General features: G+C 37.9%; 17 protein-coding genes, 1 pseudogene and 2 riboswitches. Of the genes and pseudogenes, 13 read left to right on the top strand and 5 right to left on the bottom strand.

Translation table 11 applies throughout. The annotated features are described in order from the left end of the window. Positions 1-54 precede the first annotated feature (54 nt). A riboswitch (cobalamin riboswitch) is annotated at positions 55-236 on the bottom strand. Positions 237-383: 147 nt separating this feature from the next. Further along, positions 384-563: riboswitch (cobalamin riboswitch) on the top strand. A gap of 157 nt (positions 564-720) precedes the next feature. From QUG14_RS07750 to QUG14_RS07735, 4 genes and pseudogenes are all read left to right on the top strand, one after another. After that, positions 721-3,006, top strand: coding sequence for a ribonucleoside-diphosphate reductase subunit alpha (locus QUG14_RS07750; RefSeq protein WP_289339939.1), 2,286 nt, complete (start codon positions 721-723; stop codon positions 3,004-3,006). Between the two features lie 27 nt (positions 3,007-3,033). Next, the gene (locus QUG14_RS07745; protein WP_289339938.1) at positions 3,034-4,077 is read left to right on the top strand and encodes a ribonucleotide-diphosphate reductase subunit beta; all 1,044 of its coding nucleotides are present in this window, start codon (positions 3,034-3,036) and stop codon (positions 4,075-4,077) included. Continuing rightward, positions 4,058-4,540, top strand: a complete 483-nt coding sequence (locus QUG14_RS07740) for a flavodoxin domain-containing protein (protein ID WP_289339937.1) — start codon at positions 4,058-4,060, stop codon at positions 4,538-4,540. Before QUG14_RS07745 ends, QUG14_RS07740 begins: the two co-directional genes overlap by 20 nt. A gap of 205 nt (positions 4,541-4,745) precedes the next feature. After that, positions 4,746-5,535, top strand: a pseudogene (locus tag QUG14_RS07735) (DUF2935 domain-containing protein). Between the two features lie 68 nt (positions 5,536-5,603). Here the strand turns inward: QUG14_RS07735 and QUG14_RS07730 are convergent. Further along, positions 5,604-6,155 carry a hypothetical protein gene (locus QUG14_RS07730; RefSeq protein WP_289339936.1) on the bottom strand — a complete coding sequence of 184 codons (552 nt, stop codon included), beginning with the start codon at positions 6,153-6,155 and terminating at the stop codon, positions 5,604-5,606. A gap of 92 nt (positions 6,156-6,247) precedes the next feature. On the opposite strand from QUG14_RS07730, the gene QUG14_RS07725 reads away from it, so the two are divergent. The 6 genes from QUG14_RS07725 (at position 6,248) to QUG14_RS07700 (ending at position 11,561) form a co-directional block, all read left to right on the top strand. After that, positions 6,248-6,394 carry a hypothetical protein gene (locus QUG14_RS07725; RefSeq protein WP_165979062.1) on the top strand — a complete coding sequence of 49 codons (147 nt, stop codon included), beginning with the start codon at positions 6,248-6,250 and terminating at the stop codon, positions 6,392-6,394. Positions 6,395-6,479: 85 nt separating this feature from the next. Beyond that, the gene (locus QUG14_RS07720) at positions 6,480-6,767 is read left to right on the top strand and encodes a hypothetical protein (protein ID WP_289339935.1); all 288 of its coding nucleotides are present in this window, start codon (positions 6,480-6,482) and stop codon (positions 6,765-6,767) included. Between the two features lie 28 nt (positions 6,768-6,795). Then, complete coding sequence (locus QUG14_RS07715; protein WP_483310797.1) at positions 6,796-7,359, top strand: uracil-DNA glycosylase; 564 nt, start codon at positions 6,796-6,798, stop codon at positions 7,357-7,359. Positions 7,360-7,468: 109 nt separating this feature from the next. Continuing rightward, positions 7,469-7,915, top strand: a complete 447-nt coding sequence (locus tag QUG14_RS07710; protein WP_289339933.1) for a MarR family winged helix-turn-helix transcriptional regulator — start codon at positions 7,469-7,471, stop codon at positions 7,913-7,915. A gap of 75 nt (positions 7,916-7,990) precedes the next feature. Beyond that, a complete protein-coding gene (locus QUG14_RS07705; protein ID WP_289339932.1) occupies positions 7,991-9,754 on the top strand; it encodes an ABC transporter ATP-binding protein in 1,764 nt (587 codons plus the stop codon). A 19-nt stretch (positions 9,755-9,773) separates the two neighbouring features. Next, a complete protein-coding gene (locus QUG14_RS07700; protein WP_289344094.1) occupies positions 9,774-11,561 on the top strand; it encodes an ABC transporter ATP-binding protein in 1,788 nt (595 codons plus the stop codon). Between the two features lie 116 nt (positions 11,562-11,677). Here QUG14_RS07700 and QUG14_RS07695 read toward each other — a convergent pair whose 3' ends face one another. The 4 genes from QUG14_RS07695 to QUG14_RS07680 form a co-directional block, all read right to left on the bottom strand. Continuing rightward, entirely contained in the window at positions 11,678-11,863 is a 186-nt protein-coding gene (locus QUG14_RS07695) for a hypothetical protein (RefSeq protein ID WP_289339931.1), read from the bottom strand. A gap of 67 nt (positions 11,864-11,930) precedes the next feature. Beyond that, positions 11,931-13,022 (bottom strand): Gfo/Idh/MocA family protein, encoded by a 1,092-nt coding sequence (locus QUG14_RS07690; protein WP_289339930.1) that lies wholly within the window; start codon positions 13,020-13,022, stop codon positions 11,931-11,933. A gap of 47 nt (positions 13,023-13,069) precedes the next feature. After that, a complete protein-coding gene (locus QUG14_RS07685; protein ID WP_289339929.1) occupies positions 13,070-13,807 on the bottom strand; it encodes a ThuA domain-containing protein in 738 nt (245 codons plus the stop codon). 24 nt (positions 13,808-13,831) lie between these two features. Next, a complete protein-coding gene (locus QUG14_RS07680) occupies positions 13,832-14,992 on the bottom strand; it encodes a Gfo/Idh/MocA family protein (protein ID WP_289339928.1) in 1,161 nt (386 codons plus the stop codon). Between the two features lie 131 nt (positions 14,993-15,123). On the opposite strand from QUG14_RS07680, the gene QUG14_RS07675 reads away from it, so the two are divergent. The 3 genes from QUG14_RS07675 (at position 15,124) to QUG14_RS07665 (ending at position 20,341) form a co-directional block, all read left to right on the top strand. Continuing rightward, positions 15,124-15,954, top strand: a complete 831-nt coding sequence (locus QUG14_RS07675; protein ID WP_289339927.1) for a helix-turn-helix domain-containing protein — start codon at positions 15,124-15,126, stop codon at positions 15,952-15,954. A gap of 313 nt (positions 15,955-16,267) precedes the next feature. Beyond that, the gene (locus tag QUG14_RS07670) at positions 16,268-17,806 is read left to right on the top strand and encodes a glycoside hydrolase family 43 protein (RefSeq protein ID WP_289339926.1); all 1,539 of its coding nucleotides are present in this window, start codon (positions 16,268-16,270) and stop codon (positions 17,804-17,806) included. Positions 17,807-18,040: 234 nt separating this feature from the next. Further along, positions 18,041-20,341, top strand: coding sequence for a glycoside hydrolase family 2 protein (locus QUG14_RS07665; RefSeq protein ID WP_289339925.1), 2,301 nt, complete (start codon positions 18,041-18,043; stop codon positions 20,339-20,341). The last annotated feature ends 60 nt before the right edge of the window (positions 20,342-20,401 follow it).

Below are 20,401 nucleotides of genomic sequence, written 5' to 3'. Positions count from 1 at the left end.
ATAACTCGTTTGTCGTACAAATGAATGTCACCGCCTATTTCCACGTAGGTATCTGGTGTGTACTACAAATTGGCAGGTCTCCTGGCTTTTCATCAATGATCCTCACACCTTCCCGTCAAAAGACAGTGGTATAGCGTGATTTACTCCGAATTACAGTTGCGGGACAGCGACGGACTTGCACCGTTCTTCCCTATTAAGCCAAGCCTCAGCTTGGCACCAATTCTTACACGATATGTAATTGCCAATTAATATAACATATAAAAAATCATTCGTACATAATTTTCAGAGAATTAATTTTTGTTATTGTCAAAATGGAATTAGTATATTATAGTTGGGAACATACAATATTTAGTGGTGATTAATATCTTAAACACTAAATATAGATAATGACCAATATAAATGGTGTCTGTATAGACTTAAAAGGGAATCTGGATGAGAAACCAGAACTGTACCCGCAACTGTAAGTGCTGACGAAATAATCATATCCACTGTCTCTACGACGGGAAGGGATTAGAGTAGGGCGATGCACAAGTCAGGAGACCTGCCATTTCTATTACGTATTATCTTCTTCGGGAGCTGGGAAGATATAACGAGGGTATCCTGCTATTACAGGGATCGAGCCTGTATGATAGATTATTCCACGTTATCAAACCCATCTTCATTGATGGGTTTTTTGTCGTTTCTCTCACGAAGTCAAACGAAAGGAAATGAGGAATTGGTATGGTAGTAAACAGTATTTATTCAGAGAGAGATTCAGTTTTAGCAGCAGTGAAAAGAGTTTCTGAAAAATATAATCTGGACACAACTGAATTAGTTGATAAGATCGCTGGTCTTGAAGACTCATCCATATTTGAACAATCACTTTTTTATGCATTAAATCAAATTTCAATGACCGACCCAAACTGGACCTTTCTAGCGGCAAATCTATATTTACAGGAACTTTATCGGAATGCATCAAGCAGCAGGGGGTACAAGCTAGAAAACAAATATGGAGACCTATATTCTTTGATTACTAAATTAACTAGAATCGGAATCTACTCTGAGGAACTATTGCAAGATTATTCAAAAGAAGAAATTCAGCAATTAGGGGCAGAAATAACGTCTGAACGGGATCATTTGTTTAATTATATTGGGTTATTTTTACTAGCAGATCGTTACTTAGCAAAGGATTACGAAGGTAATCTCTATGAGTTACCTCAAGAACGGTTTATGATCATTGCGATGACATTAATGAGAAAAGAAAAAAAGGAAAACAGGTTAAACCTTGTAAAAGAAACATACTGGGCACTTAGCAACTTGTATATGACCGTTGCTACACCAACTCTATCAAATGCCGGAAAAAGTTTTGGGCAGCTCTCTTCCTGTTTTATTGATACAGTAGACGATTCGTTAGATGGAATTTATTTGAACAATTGGGATATTGCTAGATTAAGTAAAGACGGCGGCGGGCTAGGTGTATATCTAGGAAAGGTACGTGCTTTAGGTTCTGATATCAAAAAGTTCAAAGGCAATTCCTCTGGGGTGGTACCATGGATTCGTCTTATTAATGATACCGCTGTGAGTGTGGATCAATTGGGCCAAAGACAAGGAGCAATCGCCGTTTATTTAGATGTATTTCATAAAGATATTATGAATGGCTTTTTAGACTTAAAAACAAATAATGGTGACGAAAGACGAAAGGCACATGATATTTTTACAGGCGTTTCGATACCAGACTTATTTATGAAAAAATTAGAAGAGGTAGACGAAAACGGTAGAAGTGTTGGAGTATGGCATACCTTTTGTCCACACCAAGTAAAACAAATTATGGGGTGGAAGGACCAAGACGGTAATCCCCTAGGTTTAGAGGATTTTTATGATGAGTGTGATGTAAAATTTTTTACTGAAAAGTATGAGGAAGCAGTAAAACATCCATTCCTTCCTCGAAAAACCTATCGAGCAATGGATATTATGGCAAGGATTATGATCTCTCAATTAGAAACCGGTACTCCCTATATGTTTTATCGGGATGAGGTAAATCGTCAAAATCCAAACAAACATGTAAGAGGAAATGGCCTTGCATCGATTTATTGCAGCAATTTGTGTACAGAGATTACGCAAAATATGTCAGCGACAACCATTGTAAAAGAATATAAGGATGAAGATGGAAATATTGTTATTGCTCGAAAACCAGGAGACTTTGTTGTCTGCAATCTATCATCTATTAATCTGCCGAGAGCTGTAAAAGGGAATGTACTAGAAAGAGTAATTCCTATTCAAATGAGAATGCTAGACAATGTGATTGATCTTAATACCATTTCAGTTGGACAAGCCGAAGTGACAAATAAGCGATATCGCCCTGTGGGATTAGGTACGTTTGGCTGGCATCACCTTCTTGCGTTAGAAGGCATTTATTGGGAATCGGAAGAAGCAGTTGAATATGCAGATCGACTATATGAGAATATAGCTTACCTTACGATTCGTTCGTCGATGGCATTGGCTAAGGAAAAAGGCAGCTATCCAAAATTTAAAGGTTCAGAATGGCAATCAGGAAAGTATTTTGAACGAAAAGGGTATAAATCTGATCGCTGGAACCAATTGATGGAGGAGATTTCAAGGAATGGGGTTCGAAATGGGTGGATGATGGCGATTGCTCCAAACTCTTCCACTGCAAAGATTGGTGGATCAACAGATGGGATAGATCCTTTATATGCTGTCGAATACGCAGAGGAGAAAAAAAATTTCAAGTTTAAAGTAACTGCACCTGACTTGGATCATAGCAGTTACAACTTTTATCGAAGAACTAGGCATGTCTTAGATCAGACATGGAGTATAAGGCAAAACGCCGCCAGGCAGCGCCATATTGACCAATCGATTAGTTTCAACCTCTACGTTCGTCATGACATTAAAGCGGTAGAGTTATTAAATCTTCATAGAGAAGCATGGAAGCTGGGATTAAAAACGACTTATTACATAAGAAGTACTTCTCAATCTGAAATCGAGGAATGTGAAGCATGTCAAAGTTAGTAGAGAAGAATGGAGGAGGTTTATTTAATGATTGATACACCATTAACCAAAATTAAATTATTAAATCCTGACTTTCCAAACAAATCCACTGGAATCATAAATGGAAAGTCGTCTGGAATTCTAAATTGGAATGATATTGCCTATCCAAAAATGTACGATATATATCAAACTTTATTATCAAACTTTTGGAAACCGCAGGAAATTAATATGCAGGATGATATTAAACAATGGGATCTCCTTAGTAATCAGGAAAAAGATGTGTTTCTGCGTATTAATACGCAGCTTGCATCACTTGATAGCTTGCAGACCCCTACCATGAGTCAAGTAATGGATTATGTAAGTGACTCTAGTTTTAAAGCGATCTTTGCGGTTATTTCACAACAAGAAGCCGTTCATAATGAATCATATTCTTATATACTAAGCTCGCTAATTCCCATTGGCGAACAAAATGAACGATTTAATCAAGCAAAAAGTGATCACATTGTCCGAAAACGAAATCAATTAATTTTAGACGCCTATGAGGAATTTAGACAAAATCCAACGTCACAATCGTTATTTGATTTATGTGTAAACTCCATCAATCTAGAGGGTATTTACTTTTACGCCGGCTTTGCTTTTTTCTATCATTTAGCACGTCAGCAAAAAATGCTGAAAACTAGTACAATGATTAGTTATATTCAACGGGATGAAATGCAGCATGCCTACTTTATTGCTCAATTTATTCGAATCCTTTTAACAGAAAATCCGGGGCTTCATACAGATGAGAATACTAAATATATCTACCAAACCATTAACGAGGCGGTTGAGTTGGAAAAAGAGTGGGCTCATTATATTTTATCGGAAATCAAAGGAATCGATTTAGAGGAATTTGAAGGCTATGTAGAATATTTAGCAAATAAAAGGTTGAGACAACTTGGCTTGAAAAATTTATATAAAGAGAGAAACAATCCGATGCCTTGGATTCAAATATTTGGAGATGAAATGATGAATGAGACAAAGTCGGATTTCTTTGAACAAAAGTCCAGAACCTATTCAAAGGTCTCACAGTCCAATGGATTTGACGAACTGTAATTTGTCCGTTGCCATTGTTTACGCGTCACTGTCAGGAAACACGAAAGAATTGGCAGAGGAACTTTATCAAATCTTGTTAAGGAAGTCAGTGCAGGTATCTATTTATCGTATAGAGGAGTTTTCTGTGCCTGACTTATGTCACTATCATGCAGTTGCTATCGGTACCTACACATGGGGAAATGGTGAAATCCCAAAGGAAATGAGGCAACTCTATAAAGCGTTTGAATCAATTTGTAGAAAAGATATGACAACTGGTGTATTTGGAACAGGTGATAGCTGTTATCCAATGTTTTGTGGTGCCGTTGATCAATTTCGTGACATGTTGTACGTTCACACAAACTTAGCTGCTACTTTAAAGGTTGAACTTCGGCCGCAGGAACAGGATTTACAACGTTGGGAAAGGTTTGTTGATGCGCTGTTATTGCGTGCGAGTATGTATGGTTATCCGCAAGTAAATTCGTAAATTCGCAAGTAAATCCGGTTATGCGCCAGTAAATTAAGTTATGCGCCAGTAAATCCGGTTATGCGCCAGTAAATCCGGTTATCCGCTAGTAAATTCGGTTAGACGTAAGTAAACGTAATTATCAGCTAGATCCGTTGTTCTTTAGACATGCCCTAGGAGAATAAATATCAAATTAGTGTGGTATTTTTTCCTAGGAGGAATGGTCATGAATGAAGTTGTTGAAAGGTCAACCAGGTTTGAACACCGTTTTTGGCTTCAAATATTAGGTGATCATTCTAGGTTTATTTTCGAATCACTTGCACCCATTCAAAAAGATGAGATTGAGCAGGCGAGCAATTTTATTAACATATTTGATACACTTTTAGAACGCTCAAAATCCTCACCGCTGACACAACTAACAGTTCAAGTGGAACCAGAGGTACTAAAATTACGAGATTTCAAATTTAAGAAAACACCTTATTGGAAAAATCAAAATTCACCTTTCACCTACATTCATAAATCATATGGTAAATGAATTGGAGGAATATGTAAGGATTTTACAACATTTAAAAGAGGGAGAAATGCCTCCCGTTTACCATGAACTTCATCATCACCTTCTGTGGTTAATAGACGCTGCAGGTCATTCAGACGCTATATATTCGAATTTAGATGGTGTTGAAAAGCAATTAAGAAAGAAAAGTAAGGCTTTTAAGAAGGATTTCGAAGGTTTTTATCTAAAAGCAGTAGAGCTGGCAGGATATTTAAGAACCAATTTGACGACTTTTCCAGCTTTGACAAAAATGACGAATGACGCTCAATTAGAAATTAAATTATTTCAAAATTTTTTAACGGAACTAGAAGAATTAGAACTAAGTAACCAAGCATTGGGAACATTTGCACCGTTAATGGCTGATCATATGTACCGGGAAGAATGTTATTACCTAATGAAATTAGCAGAATCGGCAAACATTGAACCGCCAAATTGTGATCCTGCCAAACCAAGACTTAAGGAATGAAAAAAGATAGTGCTGCTAAAAGTGTGTTCAGGGGGATAATCTCCTGAGCACTTTTTTATTGCAATTGTCTAAACTTCTAAAGGAAGGACTTCTGTTATAAGCAAAGATTCCTCTGAAAAAATACAATACAGATCTGTGATCATATTATGTAACATCGCCTGACGTATTAACAAGCCTGCGTATCCCTGTTTTATAAGGCTCTTACGATATTCTGTATTGGCTTCTTCTTTGTTTAAAAGGATAGCACCATCTTTCCATGTAACGTTTCTTTTTTTGGCGCCTAAATAATCACAATATACGTCTCGTTCATTCATAAACATATCAAATGATTCCTCTGTATTCGATTCGTAAATTTTTAAATTTGGGTCATCTATATATACTTTATAGATAAAGCCGCTAACGGGTCTTTCATATTGGATTACCTTTGGTTCTCCATTCTCCCAAAACTCGCTCTTTGATTCTTCGATAACTGTCTCATAACCAAATGCAAAAGGTCTGGCTGTATTGTGGTCTGAAGTAAACCAAAATCCAATAGTATTGATATCGTGACTTAAGTTTTGAACGACAGTATCTTCATTGAAATTTTGAAAATATCTTATAGAGCCATGGTAAAGAATCATTTTCATAACCTCCATTATTAAGTTACCCAATTCGGTATATTTCTTTTACCCGCTATAGATAATAAAACTGACTTACCAAAGGAGATGACAGAATGAAAACGAAAGATAATTTTAAAACAGGTGCAAAGGTAACAGCGGATAATCAAATTTATGGTACACCTAATAGCAACAGCAAAAATGGTACCGGTGATTCACCAAATGATAATGTTGGTAAGAATAAAAAGGGACTTGATCGTTAAGGCAGTAGCAGCCAATTCTATTGGCTGTTTTTTTGTACCTTAATGGCCACCTAATGATGAGCACAATAAAAGGGGAGGGCTAAGCTTGGATAAAATGAATTTTAGCGAACAAGAGTGGGTATATAATTATCTACAGAATCGTGATAAACCCTTACCCCTAGTTTTAGGTACGAAAGGGACATGGGGGATTAATGGAAAAGGGGCTATTATTTTAGTGGCATTTACCCTGCCAGATATTGCAGTTTTTAGAGATATGCATAATGTTACAAAAAATCCTATACGAGAAATGAAATATAAGGATATCGTATATTATGCGGTAAATATCGTAGCCAAAAATCAAGTTGAGTACGTGATTGATTATTGGAAAGAATAACAAAAGAAAAACTAGTACCAGGAGATGGATGCTATGTTGTTCGGAATTATGGCCAGAGGAACCAACCCCAGAGGCCTATAAAGATTGTCGTGAATGCGGTCTATATAAACATGGATCGCGTATGGTGTGGGGTGAAGGAAATCCAGATGCACCAATTATGGTTATATTAGATAACCCGGGAGCCAGAGAAGACCGTGAAGGAAATCCAATTGTCTGCGGCACTCGACAAACCCTACAACAAGCTGCAAGTGAAGTAGGAATGAAAATGGACGACTTCTACGTAACTTTCATTCTAAAAAGAAGACCAGTCCGAGCCTATGAAAAGGAACAGACACGCCATATATGTATGATTCATTTAAAAGAACAAATCGAACATAAAAAGCCCAAGCTTATTCTATGTTTAGGAAATGTGGCTGTCCAATCCTTTTTTCACGACCCAGCAGCTGAAGTTAAGAATATGCGAGGTACTTGGCACAATGTTGATGGCTATCAGACTGCTGTTGCTTACCATCCACTAGCAGTAAGGCGTCGACCTAACTTATGGGAAATGTTTTTAGGTGATATGGCATTTGTAGCAGAGCGTTTAAGGTAAATTTATAATTATTCAAATATAACCCTTGCAAGCCCATTTTATTGACAAAATAAAAATAAAATAATATATTATCTAATAGTATTAGATAATTTCACGGAGGAGTTTGATAATGGACTACAAAGCGTTGGCGGAAGAGCTATTTCATATTATGACTAGAACAGCAAAACTGCCGTTTCAGAAAAAAGTTGACGATCTTTCTCATGGAGAAAGGAGAATTTTGGGGTATCTTACTTTTGGAAAAAACGGGGTTCCATCAGGTGATCTTAGTGAAAAACTCGATCTCACCACTCCTCGTGTTGCTTCTGCTCTAAACAGTTTAGCAAAAAAGGGATATATTGAACGGAACAGGGATGAGAATGATAAACGAATGGTTATTGTTTCCATAACGGAATCAGGTAAAAGCTTTATGATGGAAGAATATAATAAGCTGATTTCGATGATGCAGAAAACACTTCAGAAACTTGGGGAAAATGATTCATTAGAATTGATTCGAATTATAAAACGGATAAAAGAAATTACCAATGAAATGAATGAACAAGAATGCAGGCAGGATTAATGGGTCTGCTTAATTTTTTGGAAAGTATCTAACACTATTAGGTTTATTACAAAGGATTCAGAGGAGGGGTAAACCATGCTGCAAATTTTTAAATATTTACAGAAAAAAGAATACCTGTTAATACTGTTTAGTTTGGTATTCATTGTGACACAGGTGTATCTTGATTTAAAACTTCCGGATTATATGCATGAAATCACCATGCTGGTACAGACAGAAGGAAGTAAAATGAGCGATGTTCTCCTGCAAGGCGGGTATATGCTTTTGTGTGCAATTGGCAGTATGATCGCGTCTATCATTGTGGGTTTCTTCGCAGCTAAAGTCGCTGCTGGTTTCTCTGTTCGTCTTCGAGCAATGGTGTTCGAGAAGACGATGTCTTTTTCTATCGAAGAAATCAATGGCTTTTCAACAGCAAGTTTGATTACCCGATCAACGAATGATATCACTCAGATTCAATTACTTATTGCCATGGGACTTCAAGTAATTGTAAAGGCCCCGATTTTAGCTGTTTGGGCAGTTTTTAAGATTATGGGGAAAAGTTGGCAATGGACGGCTGCTACTGGATTTGCCGTGTTATTCCTAGTTTTCATGCTGTGTATTCTTATTTTTGTTGCCATGCCAAAATTCAAAATTATTCAGAGTTTAACAGATAACTTGAATCGTGTAACAAGGGAGAACTTGTCAGGTATTCGCGTTGTTCATGCCTATAACGCTAGTAAATATCAGGAAAAGAAATTTGAAGAAGCCAACAGTGAGCTTACAAATACTAATCTTTTCACCAGCCGGGCGATGGCGATTATGATGCCGACAATGGGAATCATTATGTCAGGAATGGGTCTAGCAATCTATTGGATTGGTGCATTCTTAATTAATGCTGCTGCACTTCCAGATCGATTATCCTTGTTCTCGGATATGATTGTATTTTCGTCTTACGCCATGCAGGTTATTATGGCATTTATGATGCTTTCATTTGTGTTTATCATGCTTCCACGTGCTTCTGTTTCTGCAAAACGTATTAAGGAAGTGCTAGATACCGAAGCAACCATCATTGATGGAAACGTGACAGAAGGGAAAAATGGTCTTTCTGGAGAAATTGAATTCCGAAATGTAAGTTTTAAATATCCTGATGCAGCCGAATATATCCTTCGCAATGTTAGTTTCACGGCAAGTAAAGGAGAAACGGTGGCATTTATCGGCTCTACTGGCAGTGGGAAGAGTACACTGCTCAACCTTATTCCTCGCTATTTTGATGCAACTGAAGGAGAAGTCTTGGTGGATGGTGTGAATGTTAAACAATATACCCAAGAATCGTTACGCAAAAAAATCGGGTATGTATCGCAAAAAGCAGTATTGTTCAGCGGTACCGTTACTTCCAATGTTGCTTATGGGGACAATGGAAAAACTTCAGAAAATGAAACAATTGTTAAAAATGCCATTGCTATTGCACAGGGAACCGAATTTGTGGAAAAAATGGAAGACCAGTATCATGCGGCTATTGCTCAGGGCGGTACCAATATTTCAGGCGGCCAGAAACAAAGATTGTCGATCGCTCGAGCAGTTTATAGAGGACCAGAAATATATATATTCGATGATTCATTCTCAGCGCTTGATTATAAGACCGATCAAGTTCTGCGATCAAAACTCAAAAAGGAAACAAATGACGCTACTACATTAATAGTGGGACAGCGTATCGGTACGATTAAGGATGCTGACCGAATCGTAGTCCTGGACGAAGGGGAAGTAGTCGGCATTGGTACACATGAAGAAATAATGCAAAATTGCAGCGTTTATCAGGAAATAGCTTATTCTCAGTTGTCAAAGGAGGAGCTTGAAATTGGGTAAGAAAAAAAGTAAAAATCACATGACATCCATCCGTGGAAATGAAGGACCTGGTGGTAAAACAAAAGATTTCAAGAAAACGATCAGACAACTCATTACCTATTGTAAGGTATATTTACCAGCTATTATTATTGCATTAATCCTTGCAATGGCAGGTGCTGTTTTCAATATAATTGGGCCAGATCTACTTAGTGAAATTACAGATTTGATTACAGAAGGAATGATGGCGAGCATTGATCTTGATGCTGTTGTCGATGTCGCAACAATTTTGGCAATCCTTTATGGCCTAGGATTTGTATTTAATTATATTCAAGGGTTCATTATGGCAACGGTCACGCAGCGTGTTTCAAAGAATTTACGACGTGATTTATCAACCAAAATAAACCGGTTACCTTTAAAATACTTTGACTCAACAAGCACTGGAGACGTCCTTAGCCGTGTTACGAATGATGTAGACATGATTGGCCAAACGATGAACCAGAGTTTAAGTACGCTAGTTTCAGCCATAACGATGTTTCTGGGTACGCTCATTATGATGTTCTACACCAATTGGATCATGGCCATTGCTGCAATCCTTTCTACTATAGTAGGATTTGGATTAATGACTTTGATTATCTCAAAATCTCAAAAATACTTTGCTCAGCAGCAAAAAGAGTTAGGAAAATTGAATGGTCATATAGAAGAAATTTATACGGGCCACAATGTGGTGAAAGTTTATAACGGAGAGAAAGATGCGCGGGAAACTTTCCATGAGATTAACACAAGACTATATTCGAGTGCATGGAAATCTCAATTTATGTCAGGACTTATGATGCCATTAATGATGTTTGTTGGTAATTTTGGCTTTGTCGTGGTTTGTATCGTTGGGGCAGTTCTTGCCGTGAATAATATGATTTCATTTGGTGTAATCGTTGCCTTTATGCTCTATATCCGTCTATTTACCCAGCCGCTTACACAACTTGCACAAGCTGCTACAAACCTTCAGTCAACAGCAGCTGCTAGTGAACGTGTGTTTGAATTTCTCGCTGAAGAAGAAGTTGCAAATGAAAGTGATAAAAAAGAAAAGCTTGAAGGTGCAATCGGTGATGTTGAGTTTAAGAATGTCCACTTTGGTTATAGTGAGGATAAAATGGTCATCAAAAACTTTTCAGCAAGTGCGAAAGCAGGAGAGAAAGTGGCGATTGTCGGGCCTACAGGGGCAGGGAAGACAACTTTGGTCAACCTGCTAATGCGTTTCTATGAATACAATGGTGGTGAAATTTTGATTGACGGTGTTCCAATCAATAAACTCACTCGGGAAGACATTCATGATCTATTTAGTATGGTGCTACAAGATACCTGGCTGTTTGAAGGAACCATTCGTGAAAATATTGTCTATTCCAGACATGGCGTTAGTGATGAAGAGGTAGTGGCTGCTTGCAAATCTGTGGGGCTGCACCACTTCATTAAAACCCTGCCAATGGGATATGACACTGTTCTCGACGATAAAGCAAATCTTTCAGCAGGACAAAAACAGCTGATTACCATTGCACGGGCGATGGTTGATAATAAACCATTGCTGATTTTAGATGAAGCGACAAGTTCGGTGGATACTCGAACAGAGGTGTTGATTCAACAGGCAATGGATAAATTGACAATCGGAAAAACTTCTTTTGTTATTGCGCACAGACTTTCTACGATTAAGAATGCGGACTTAATCCTCGTTATGAAGGATGGAGACATAATTGAAAGTGGAAATCATGAAGAATTACTTTCGAAAAAGGGCTTTTATGCGGAGCTTTATAATAGTCAGTTTGAGGAAGCTTCGTAATTAGAAGTCTCGATTAGCTAAATTTAATAACACCATATAATCATTGTTATTTAATTGTTCTCTTGAGCCTAGATAGCTGAGTGATGAGGGAACGATATACTAAGAGATTCGTTCCCTTAAACAACGAAAAAGAGGGTACTAGGGAACAATACTTGGAGAATTGTTCCCTCTGTACAGCGATAAGGAGGAGTCAAGGGAACAATACTAAGAGAATCGTTCCCTGGAACAGCGAAAAACGAAGTGTAACGGTACAATACTCGGAGCGTTACATACCAACCTGCACCAATTGTATGACTTTTCATAGTAAAAAGGGCTCTCCAAAACTGGGGAGCCCTATGGTTTGTGAAAGGATTCAATTATAGTGAATTACTAAGCCTGTAATTCCAGAGACACAGATTCAGGACGCTCACATGTACTTTCCATTATATAATGCTTACCACTATCTGAGGAATCATGGAAGCCATGCATCGCTTCTAAAACGTGATACGCTAATTCGCTATTTGCTCGATATTTCCCACCTTCGAGGATGGCTTTAGCCATATCAGCAACGCCAAGCCCTCTATTGTTTTGAGAATGTCCATAAGCAAGAGGAACCTCTTTAAACTCATTTTCGTCACGTTTCCTTATTTTCAAAGGACCACCGAACGTATTTGGATCAGGAACTAGTAAAGTTCCTTCACTGCCATAAATTTCAATAGGGGGCAGCGATGTACCGCCAAAGGCATCAAAGCTTGTAGTAATATTTCCAATTACACCCGATGCAAAATCGATCACACCTGAGATATGTGTAGGGGTTGATACTTCGATTTTAGTACCTGCTTTTGGTGTGCTAAGCACAGTCCTTTCTTTATAACTAATACGAGTAGAACCAGTAATTCGTGTAATCGGTCCTAAAAGAGCCACTAAGGCTGTCAAATAATAGGGTCCCATGTCAAACATTGGTCCGCCGCCATTATCATAATAAAAGGCAGGGTCTGGATGCCAATGTTCGTGCCCGCGGCAAATCATGAAGGCAGATGCACCAATTGGTACCCCAATTTCACCTTGTTCGATCAGATTGATAGCAGTTTGAATACCAGCACCCAAGAAGGTGTCAGGTGCACTGCCAACAAGAAGATTATGCTTCTTAGCGGTTTCTAAAATTTGTTTTCCTTCCTCACGTGTCACAGCGAGTGGTTTTTCTGTATAAACATGCTTGCCGGCTTCAAGTGCTTGGATACAAACAGAGGCATGTGCTTTAGGTATGGTTAGATTAATGACAAGTTCAATCGCTGGGTCAGACAGTAACTCTTCTACGGAACAAGCCCTAGGGACACCGAACTTTTCAGCTTGTAACTGCGCTCGGTCTATATCTATGTCAGCACAGGCAATTAGCTCGAGGTGAGGGAACTTCTGACAGTTTTCCATATAAATAGAACTAATATTTCCACAACCAATAATACCGATTTTAAGTTTTTTCATAGGAACCTCCCATTTATTTTTACGGATTAGCTTGCCTTCTACTTTTCTTACTGACTGTCTCCCATGCCTGTGTAGGTCCGTACATTTCCATAACAAGACGCAGCATCCAATTCTTCGGCTCGTTTCTTTCCTTCGGCAGCCCACAGAAAACCGCGTCGCATGATTTGTGAAACTTCAGGCATAGAAACGATATTCGCTTGGTGTCCTAAGGAACTGTAAAACACATTCCCATTTCCCCAACGTTTTGTCCAAACAACAGGCATATCAACGGCTTTATTAGCGGCGTGCGGTCCATGAAAAACCGGGAAGCGAGTGGTCGCCAGCACTTCAACGGCAGGATCGTAATGAAGGTAGTATTGTTCACTCACCACTTTGAAATCAGAGATACCCTCTAATAATGGACTTGAAGAATGCTTGATGTTGACCATGTATTCTACCCCATCATTTCCAGGATGGGCAACCCAATTCCCCCCAGTCATAAATTGCCAGTCCACATTATTTCGAAAAGAATCACACATTCCACCATGGCAACCAGCTAAACCTACACCTGCTGCGACTGCTTCAGAGATATTTAAGACAAACTTTCTTTCAATTTCACCCATCGTCCAGTGGGGAACGATTAAATCCAACGATCTTAACTTTTCCTTGTCTCCATATGATTCTAGTGAATTGGATACCTCAACTTGGAAGTTTTCTTCCTCAAGGATTCCTTTAAAGATTTCAGCTACTTGTTCGGGTTGATGGCCATCCCATCCGCCCCAAACAATCAATGCACTTTTTTTCATCGTAAAAGCACTCCTTACATTTTTTTATACATCAGAGATTCTAATCCATTGGCGTTTTTCAATCGAAAGATCAACCGCTTCTAAGACTTCCTGGCACTTTACGCCATCACGGAAGTTTGGAACAGGCTGTCGATTTTCCTGGAAAGACTCCATAAGTTCAACCATTTCATGAATAAACGTATGTTCATAACCAATCGTATGTCCTGGCGGCCACCAGTTTTCCGCATAAGCGTGTGCAGGGTCGGTTGCTAAGACCCGGCGGAAGCCTTGGACATCGTCTCGGTCATCAACGAAATAAACTTGAAGTTCATTCATCCGTTCAAAATCAAAGATAACACTGCCCTTACTGCCATTGATCTCAAATGAATTCGTACAGCGATGTCCAGCCGCAAAGCGAGTAGCCTCAAAGCTTCCTAAAGCTCCGTTAGCAAAACGAGCCAAGAATAAAGTAGCGTCATCCACTGTCACTTCGCCCTTTTCTCCACTATCACTGCCTTTAGCTGATAAGCCCGTCATCTGTGAAGGAATTGGCCGTTCTTTAATAAATGTTTCGTTCATTCCAATTACTTCGGTAATATCGCCAATTAGATAGTGTGATAGATCAATTAAATGGGCCCCGAGGTCTCCGTGAGAGCCTGAACCTGCAATTTCTTTCTGAAGTCTCCAGGCTAGCGGGAAGTTTGGATCCACGAGCCAATCCTGTAAAAACCAGGCACGGAAATGATAGATATAGCCAAGTCTTCCTTCGTCAATAAGCTTTTTAGCCAGCATAACAGCAGGGGCAAAGCGATAGTTAAATCCAACCATATGTTTGACTCCAGCAGCCTCAACGACATCAAGCATTTCTCTGGAGTCCTTTAATGTAAGCGCTAACGGTTTTTCGCAAAAAACATGTTTGCCAGCTTTTGCAGCAGCAATGGTTATTTCTTTATGTACATCACTCGGTGCATTGATGTCGATTAAATCAATGTCAGTTCTTTCTAGGAGGCTTTTCCAGTCCGTTGTGTATTCCTCCCAGCCAAATTGCTTGGCTGCAGTGGTTACACCGTTTAGGTCACGGCCGCAAATAACCTTCATTTCTGGATGAACCGTGTTCGGGAAAAAGAGCGGAAGATCCCGGTAAGCATGACTGTGGGCTTTACCCATAAATTTATAACCGACCATTCCGATTCTAATTTTTTCCATAGCGTATCTCCTTTTTTATGTCATCATGTAACTCTAATATCGATAAATCTATCATTTATAGGTTTGACACAACAAGTAAAAACTTATATAATCCTAGACAAAATTCACTCTCTACTGGGGATGTTCTAAGTATGTTAATATATGAGGCACACCATTTTGATTTAATATCAAACTATCATACATTGAATTTAAACTTTCCAAGCCATCTCCATCGTGGATTTGAATTATTATTCCTCGTTGATGGGGAAATGGAAGTCATTATTAGTCAAAGAAGTCACCATTTGAAAACTGGACAATTCTTACTCATATTGCCGTATGAAATTCACTCGTTTAGTACAAAATCACATTCTCGAGCTGAAATTTGTATTTTTTCGCCAGACTATGTTCCGACATTTCAAAGAATGATAGAAAATAGTTCACTTGAAAATCCCATTTTCAACCTATCTTTGGAAGCAAATGCACTAATTTCTAGGACACTTTTCCAAGACAGCCCAAATCTGCTAGAACAAAAAGCCTGTCTCTATTTATTACTATCTGAGTTAATGGGGCAAACCAGTTTAATTAAAAGTGAAAAACAAGACCCAGAGTTACTCCATAAGTTGTTAACCTATATTCAGGACCATTATACAGAATCAATTTCTTTAAAAAGTATCGCTGGAACATTAGGTTACAGTTATAACTATTTATCGAAGTATTTCAATACTCATATGAGTATGTCATTTGTGGATTTTTTGAATGAAACCAGAGTAAACTATGCTTGTTATCTATTAATCTATACAGAAAAAAATATTACAGAAATTGCTTTCCTTTGTGGTTATGAAAGCATACGGTCCTTTAATCGCAACTTTATAAAGATAAAATTATGTACACCAAAAGAATACAGAGAAAAGCAACCTCAGTCTTTTATAGATCTGTATCCTTTGGAACGTGGAATTTATATTAATAATTCGAACTTAAGCTGACTTTATAGAGTCAGCTTTTTAATTTTAATGTATCCCTATTAGTGGGGCATTATTTATTACTATCTTATTAGGTAGTTGAGGTATATAAAAATCAAAAATATTAAACTAATCGACCTCGCGTATACTTTAACCCTAACACCTAACATCTTATCTAAGAAAAGGAAAGTTTCTAATATGATAATCTTATTCTACAAAAAAAAGTACGAGAATACCATAATGATTTAGTCTAGAGTGTTATGATTCATTTAAACAAATTACCTAAATGAAAGATGGTAAGTTATTTCTTTATATTAAAAGGAAAGGAATTTTCTATATGAAGTATACAAATCCAGTTATTAGCGGGTTTCACCCAGACCCAAGCATTTGTAAAATAGGGGAAGATTTTTATTTGGTAACTAGTTCGTTTGAGTATTTTCCAGGGATTCCATTATTCCACAGTACTGATTTGGTATATTGGAATCAGATTGGGCACGTATTAACACGTGAAAGCCAGTTGCCACTTACCCGTGAACATTCATTCGTACCGTCACAAGGTATTTATGCTCCAACGATACGTCATCATAATGGACGTTTTTATGTGATTACAACAAATATTACGATCAGAAAAAGTTTCTATGTGTGGTCTGATAATCCAGAAGGACCATGGTCAGAGCCAATATTCTTAGAGGGGTTAATGGGTTATGATCCATCTTTGTTTTTTGATGAAGATGGCAAAGTGTATTTGACTTACGCTAGCTTTCCTGGCGTTGGACCAGAAGGGATTTTACAAGCGGAAATTGATATCGAATCCGGTAAGATTTTATCCGAGAGCCAGCTAATTTGGGAAGGAACTGGTGGGTGTTCTCCAGAAGGTCCTCATTTATATAAGGTTAATAATTGGTATTACTTGATGATTGCTGAAGGGGGAACAGAAAATGGCCATATGGTAACGATTGCAAAAAGTGAAAATCCATATGGTCCGTTTGAAAGTAATCCATATAACCCAATTTTGTCTAATCGCAGTACTAAGCTGCCAATACAAGCAACCGGTCATGCTGATCTTGTTCAAGCTACAGATGGTTCATGGTGGGCTGTTTTCTTAGGAATAAGACCTGTGAAAAGTACCAAGCTTCATCATTTAGGTCGTGAAACGAATCTAGCACCAGTCCAATGGTCGGAGCAAGGATGGCCGGTAATTGGTAGTAACGGCCGAGCTGATATGGAATATGATATTAACTCGACTCTATTAAATAATCCTTTCTTATGGGAGGAAAAGGCAGATTTTAATGATGTCTCCCTTTCACCGGTTTGGAATTTTTATCGTAATCCACCTTCGGGCTCATGGTCATTGACAGATAAACCAGGATTTTTAACACTCTATGGACAGGCCAGCACATTAAATGATACGGAATCACTTGCATTTGTTGGTCGAAGACAGCAGCATTTTAATTGTGATGTTTCCACACTATTGGATTTTACACCTAGTGAAGAAGGAGAAGAAGCTGGTTTAACTGTATTTATGAACGAGAATTTTCACTATGAAATTGCCAAAACAGTCCAACAAGGGAAATCTCTTATTCTATTCCGTCGCCGTGTCGGTAGTATGTGGAAGGTGGAAAGGGAAATTGAGTATGACCAGCCCACAGTTATCTTTGGAATAAAGTCGACCGATAAAAGCTTCTCATTCAGTTTTGCAACTGCAGTTGGTGAAGAAGAAGTAATCGGTGTTGGGGAAACTTCATTCCTTTCGTCACAGATAGCAGGTGGGTTTACAGGGGTATACTTCGCTTTATATGCAACAGGGAATGGCAAGCCTTCAACTACACCAGCACATTTTGATTACTTAAATTACATTTTTGATGATCATTCTTAGGGAAAATCAAAATTTTGCTAGTAGGAGAAATCATCCTATCATTCCATAAGTTTTTTATTCTAAAGTGTAACCGTATTCATTTACGTGGGAAGTTAAGAATATGAGTGGTTAAATGTTAATGTTTTGTAGTTTTGGAGTTGGACCAAGTAGAATCATAGAATCCTAGGACTGGCTATTTCAATGTTAAGTGACAATTGTTTATACCTATTTTCACATAAATCAGGAGGCATTTTAATGAGAAAAATTATTAATATTAATAGCGGGTGGAAATTTTTACGACAAGATGAAGCGCAAGCAATAGATATGGATTTTAATGATGTGAACTGGGAGATTATAAATGTGCCCCATACTTGGAATGCAATTGATGGTGCCAACGGTTTCGATTTTTATAAGGGTGCTTGTTGGTACAGAAAAGAGTTTTGTCTAGATACTTCAGCAAAAGGAAATAAGGTATTTATTGAATTCAATGGGTCTAATAGTATCACGGATGTATACGTAAACGGGAAGCATATGGGACAGCATAGAGGCGGGTATTCTACTTTTAGGTTTGATATTACAGAGGTTATTGAGTACGGCAACAAAAACATCTTATCTGTAAAGGTGGATAATACGGTTGTAGATGATGTATATCCTCAAAAGGCGGACTTTACCTTCTATGGTGGAATTTATCGCGACGTAAATTTAATTATTGTTGATCATGTTCATTTTGATTTAATGGATTATGGTTCAAAAGGGATCTATATTGTGCAGGAAGAGGTAAGTCAAGAGAAAGCTTCCTTAAGGATCAAAACTAGAATAGTTAATAAAAATGAAGAAGAGAAGAAAGTTAGGCTTTGGGTAGACATATTGGATGAAATGGGCAATCATGTAGCCTATTCTGCTAAAGAAGTGCTTATACCTGCTGGTCAAACGAACGTAGTGGAAATGCCATTAGTACTAGAAAATCCAATACTATGGAATGGTAGGGAAAATCCATATTTATATGAAGCTAAAGTATCTATAGTTAGTTTCAATGACACAATCGATGAAGTATCCATTCCTTTTGGGGTTCGATACTTTAAAGTTGATGCTAAAAGAGGCTTCTTCCTAAATGGTGAGCATCTTCCCTTAAAAGGCGTCTCAAGACATCAGGATAGAAAAGATTTGGGCTGGGCAATCACTGAAAATGAGCAGAATGAGGATATGGAGATAATAAAGGAGATCGGGGCAAATTCTATCAGACTTGCTCACTATCAGCATAGTCAGTATTTCTATGATTTATGTGATAAGGAAGGGATGGTTCTCTGGGCAGAAATCCCCTTTATTTCAGTTATGTCAGAATCAGACCTTGAAGGAAGTAATGCAAAGCAGCAAATGATTGAATTAATCAGGCAGAATTATAACCATCCTTCAATCATGTTTTGGGGAATTCAAAATGAAATACAAATTGGCGGAGAAAGACCTGAAGTAAGAAAACTTGTAAAGGAACTAAATGAACTAACGAAAAAAGAAGATCATACAAGGTTAACAACTATGGCAAATGTTATGTTTGTGGAAGATACAGATGAATACAACTATATAACAGATGTAGTTGGGTCTAATAGATATTATGGATGGTATACAGGTGAAGCAGGAGATTTTGCAGATTGGATTGATGGGTTCCATCAAACTAACCCTGAAGTAGGTTTATGTATTGCAGAATACGGTGCTGAAGGGATCGTACAATATCATAGCGATAATCCAAAAGTTAAGGATTATACGGAAGAATACCATGCTTTGTACCATGAGAAGGTTTGGGAAATCTTTGAGACGAGACCATTTCTTTGGGCTACTTATGTATGGAATATGTTTGACTTCGGAGCAAATATTCGTGATGAGGGCGGCGTAAAAGGAAGAAATAACAAAGGCTTAGTCACCTACGATAGAAAGATTAAAAAGGACGCTTTCTATATGTATAAGGCACATTGGAGTGAAGAGAAATTTGTGCATATAACAAGCAAACGTTTTGTAGACAGAGCAGAAGATAAAATCAATATTAAGGTCTACTCTAACTGTAATGAGGTAACTCTTTATGTTAACGGTAAAGAAATGGAATCTAAAGTCGATGATGGCAGAATCTTTATTTTTGAAGATATTGTAATCCATGAAGGAATTAATGTTATAAAAGCGATCAGTAAAGTAGATGATGCTGTACTAGAGGATGTTGCTAGTTTCAACAAGGTATCACAACCTAATACAAGTTATGAGGCACCTGATGAAGGGAAAGGAGAGGCCGTAGCCAATTGGTTCCAGATGCCGGATTTTAGTGAAGTTGTTGTAGAAAAACTACAAATCACTGACGATGTTTACTCAACACGTTGCTCCTTTGGAGAAATAATGATAAATAAAGAGGCAGATGCTGTACTAAGAAAGTATTTAGGAGAGTACGATGGCCATCCTATGTTTGCAATGACACAAAAAATGACAATCGATCAAATATCTGCTTTGGCAAGAGATATCTACACAGAAAAATTGATGTATATGTTAAATAAAGAATTAACAAATATTAAAAAATAGCCATGACGGACTCGAATAATAAGTCTAGTAAAATACAAAAATACTAAACGGAATTTTGAT

The sequence above is a fragment of the Neobacillus sp. CF12 genome (genome assembly GCF_030348765.1).
Lineage (GTDB): Bacteria > Bacillota > Bacilli > Bacillales > Cytobacillaceae > Neobacillus.
The sequence above is the reverse complement of the archived record's forward strand: the minus strand, read 5'-3'. Positions and strand labels throughout refer to the sequence as shown.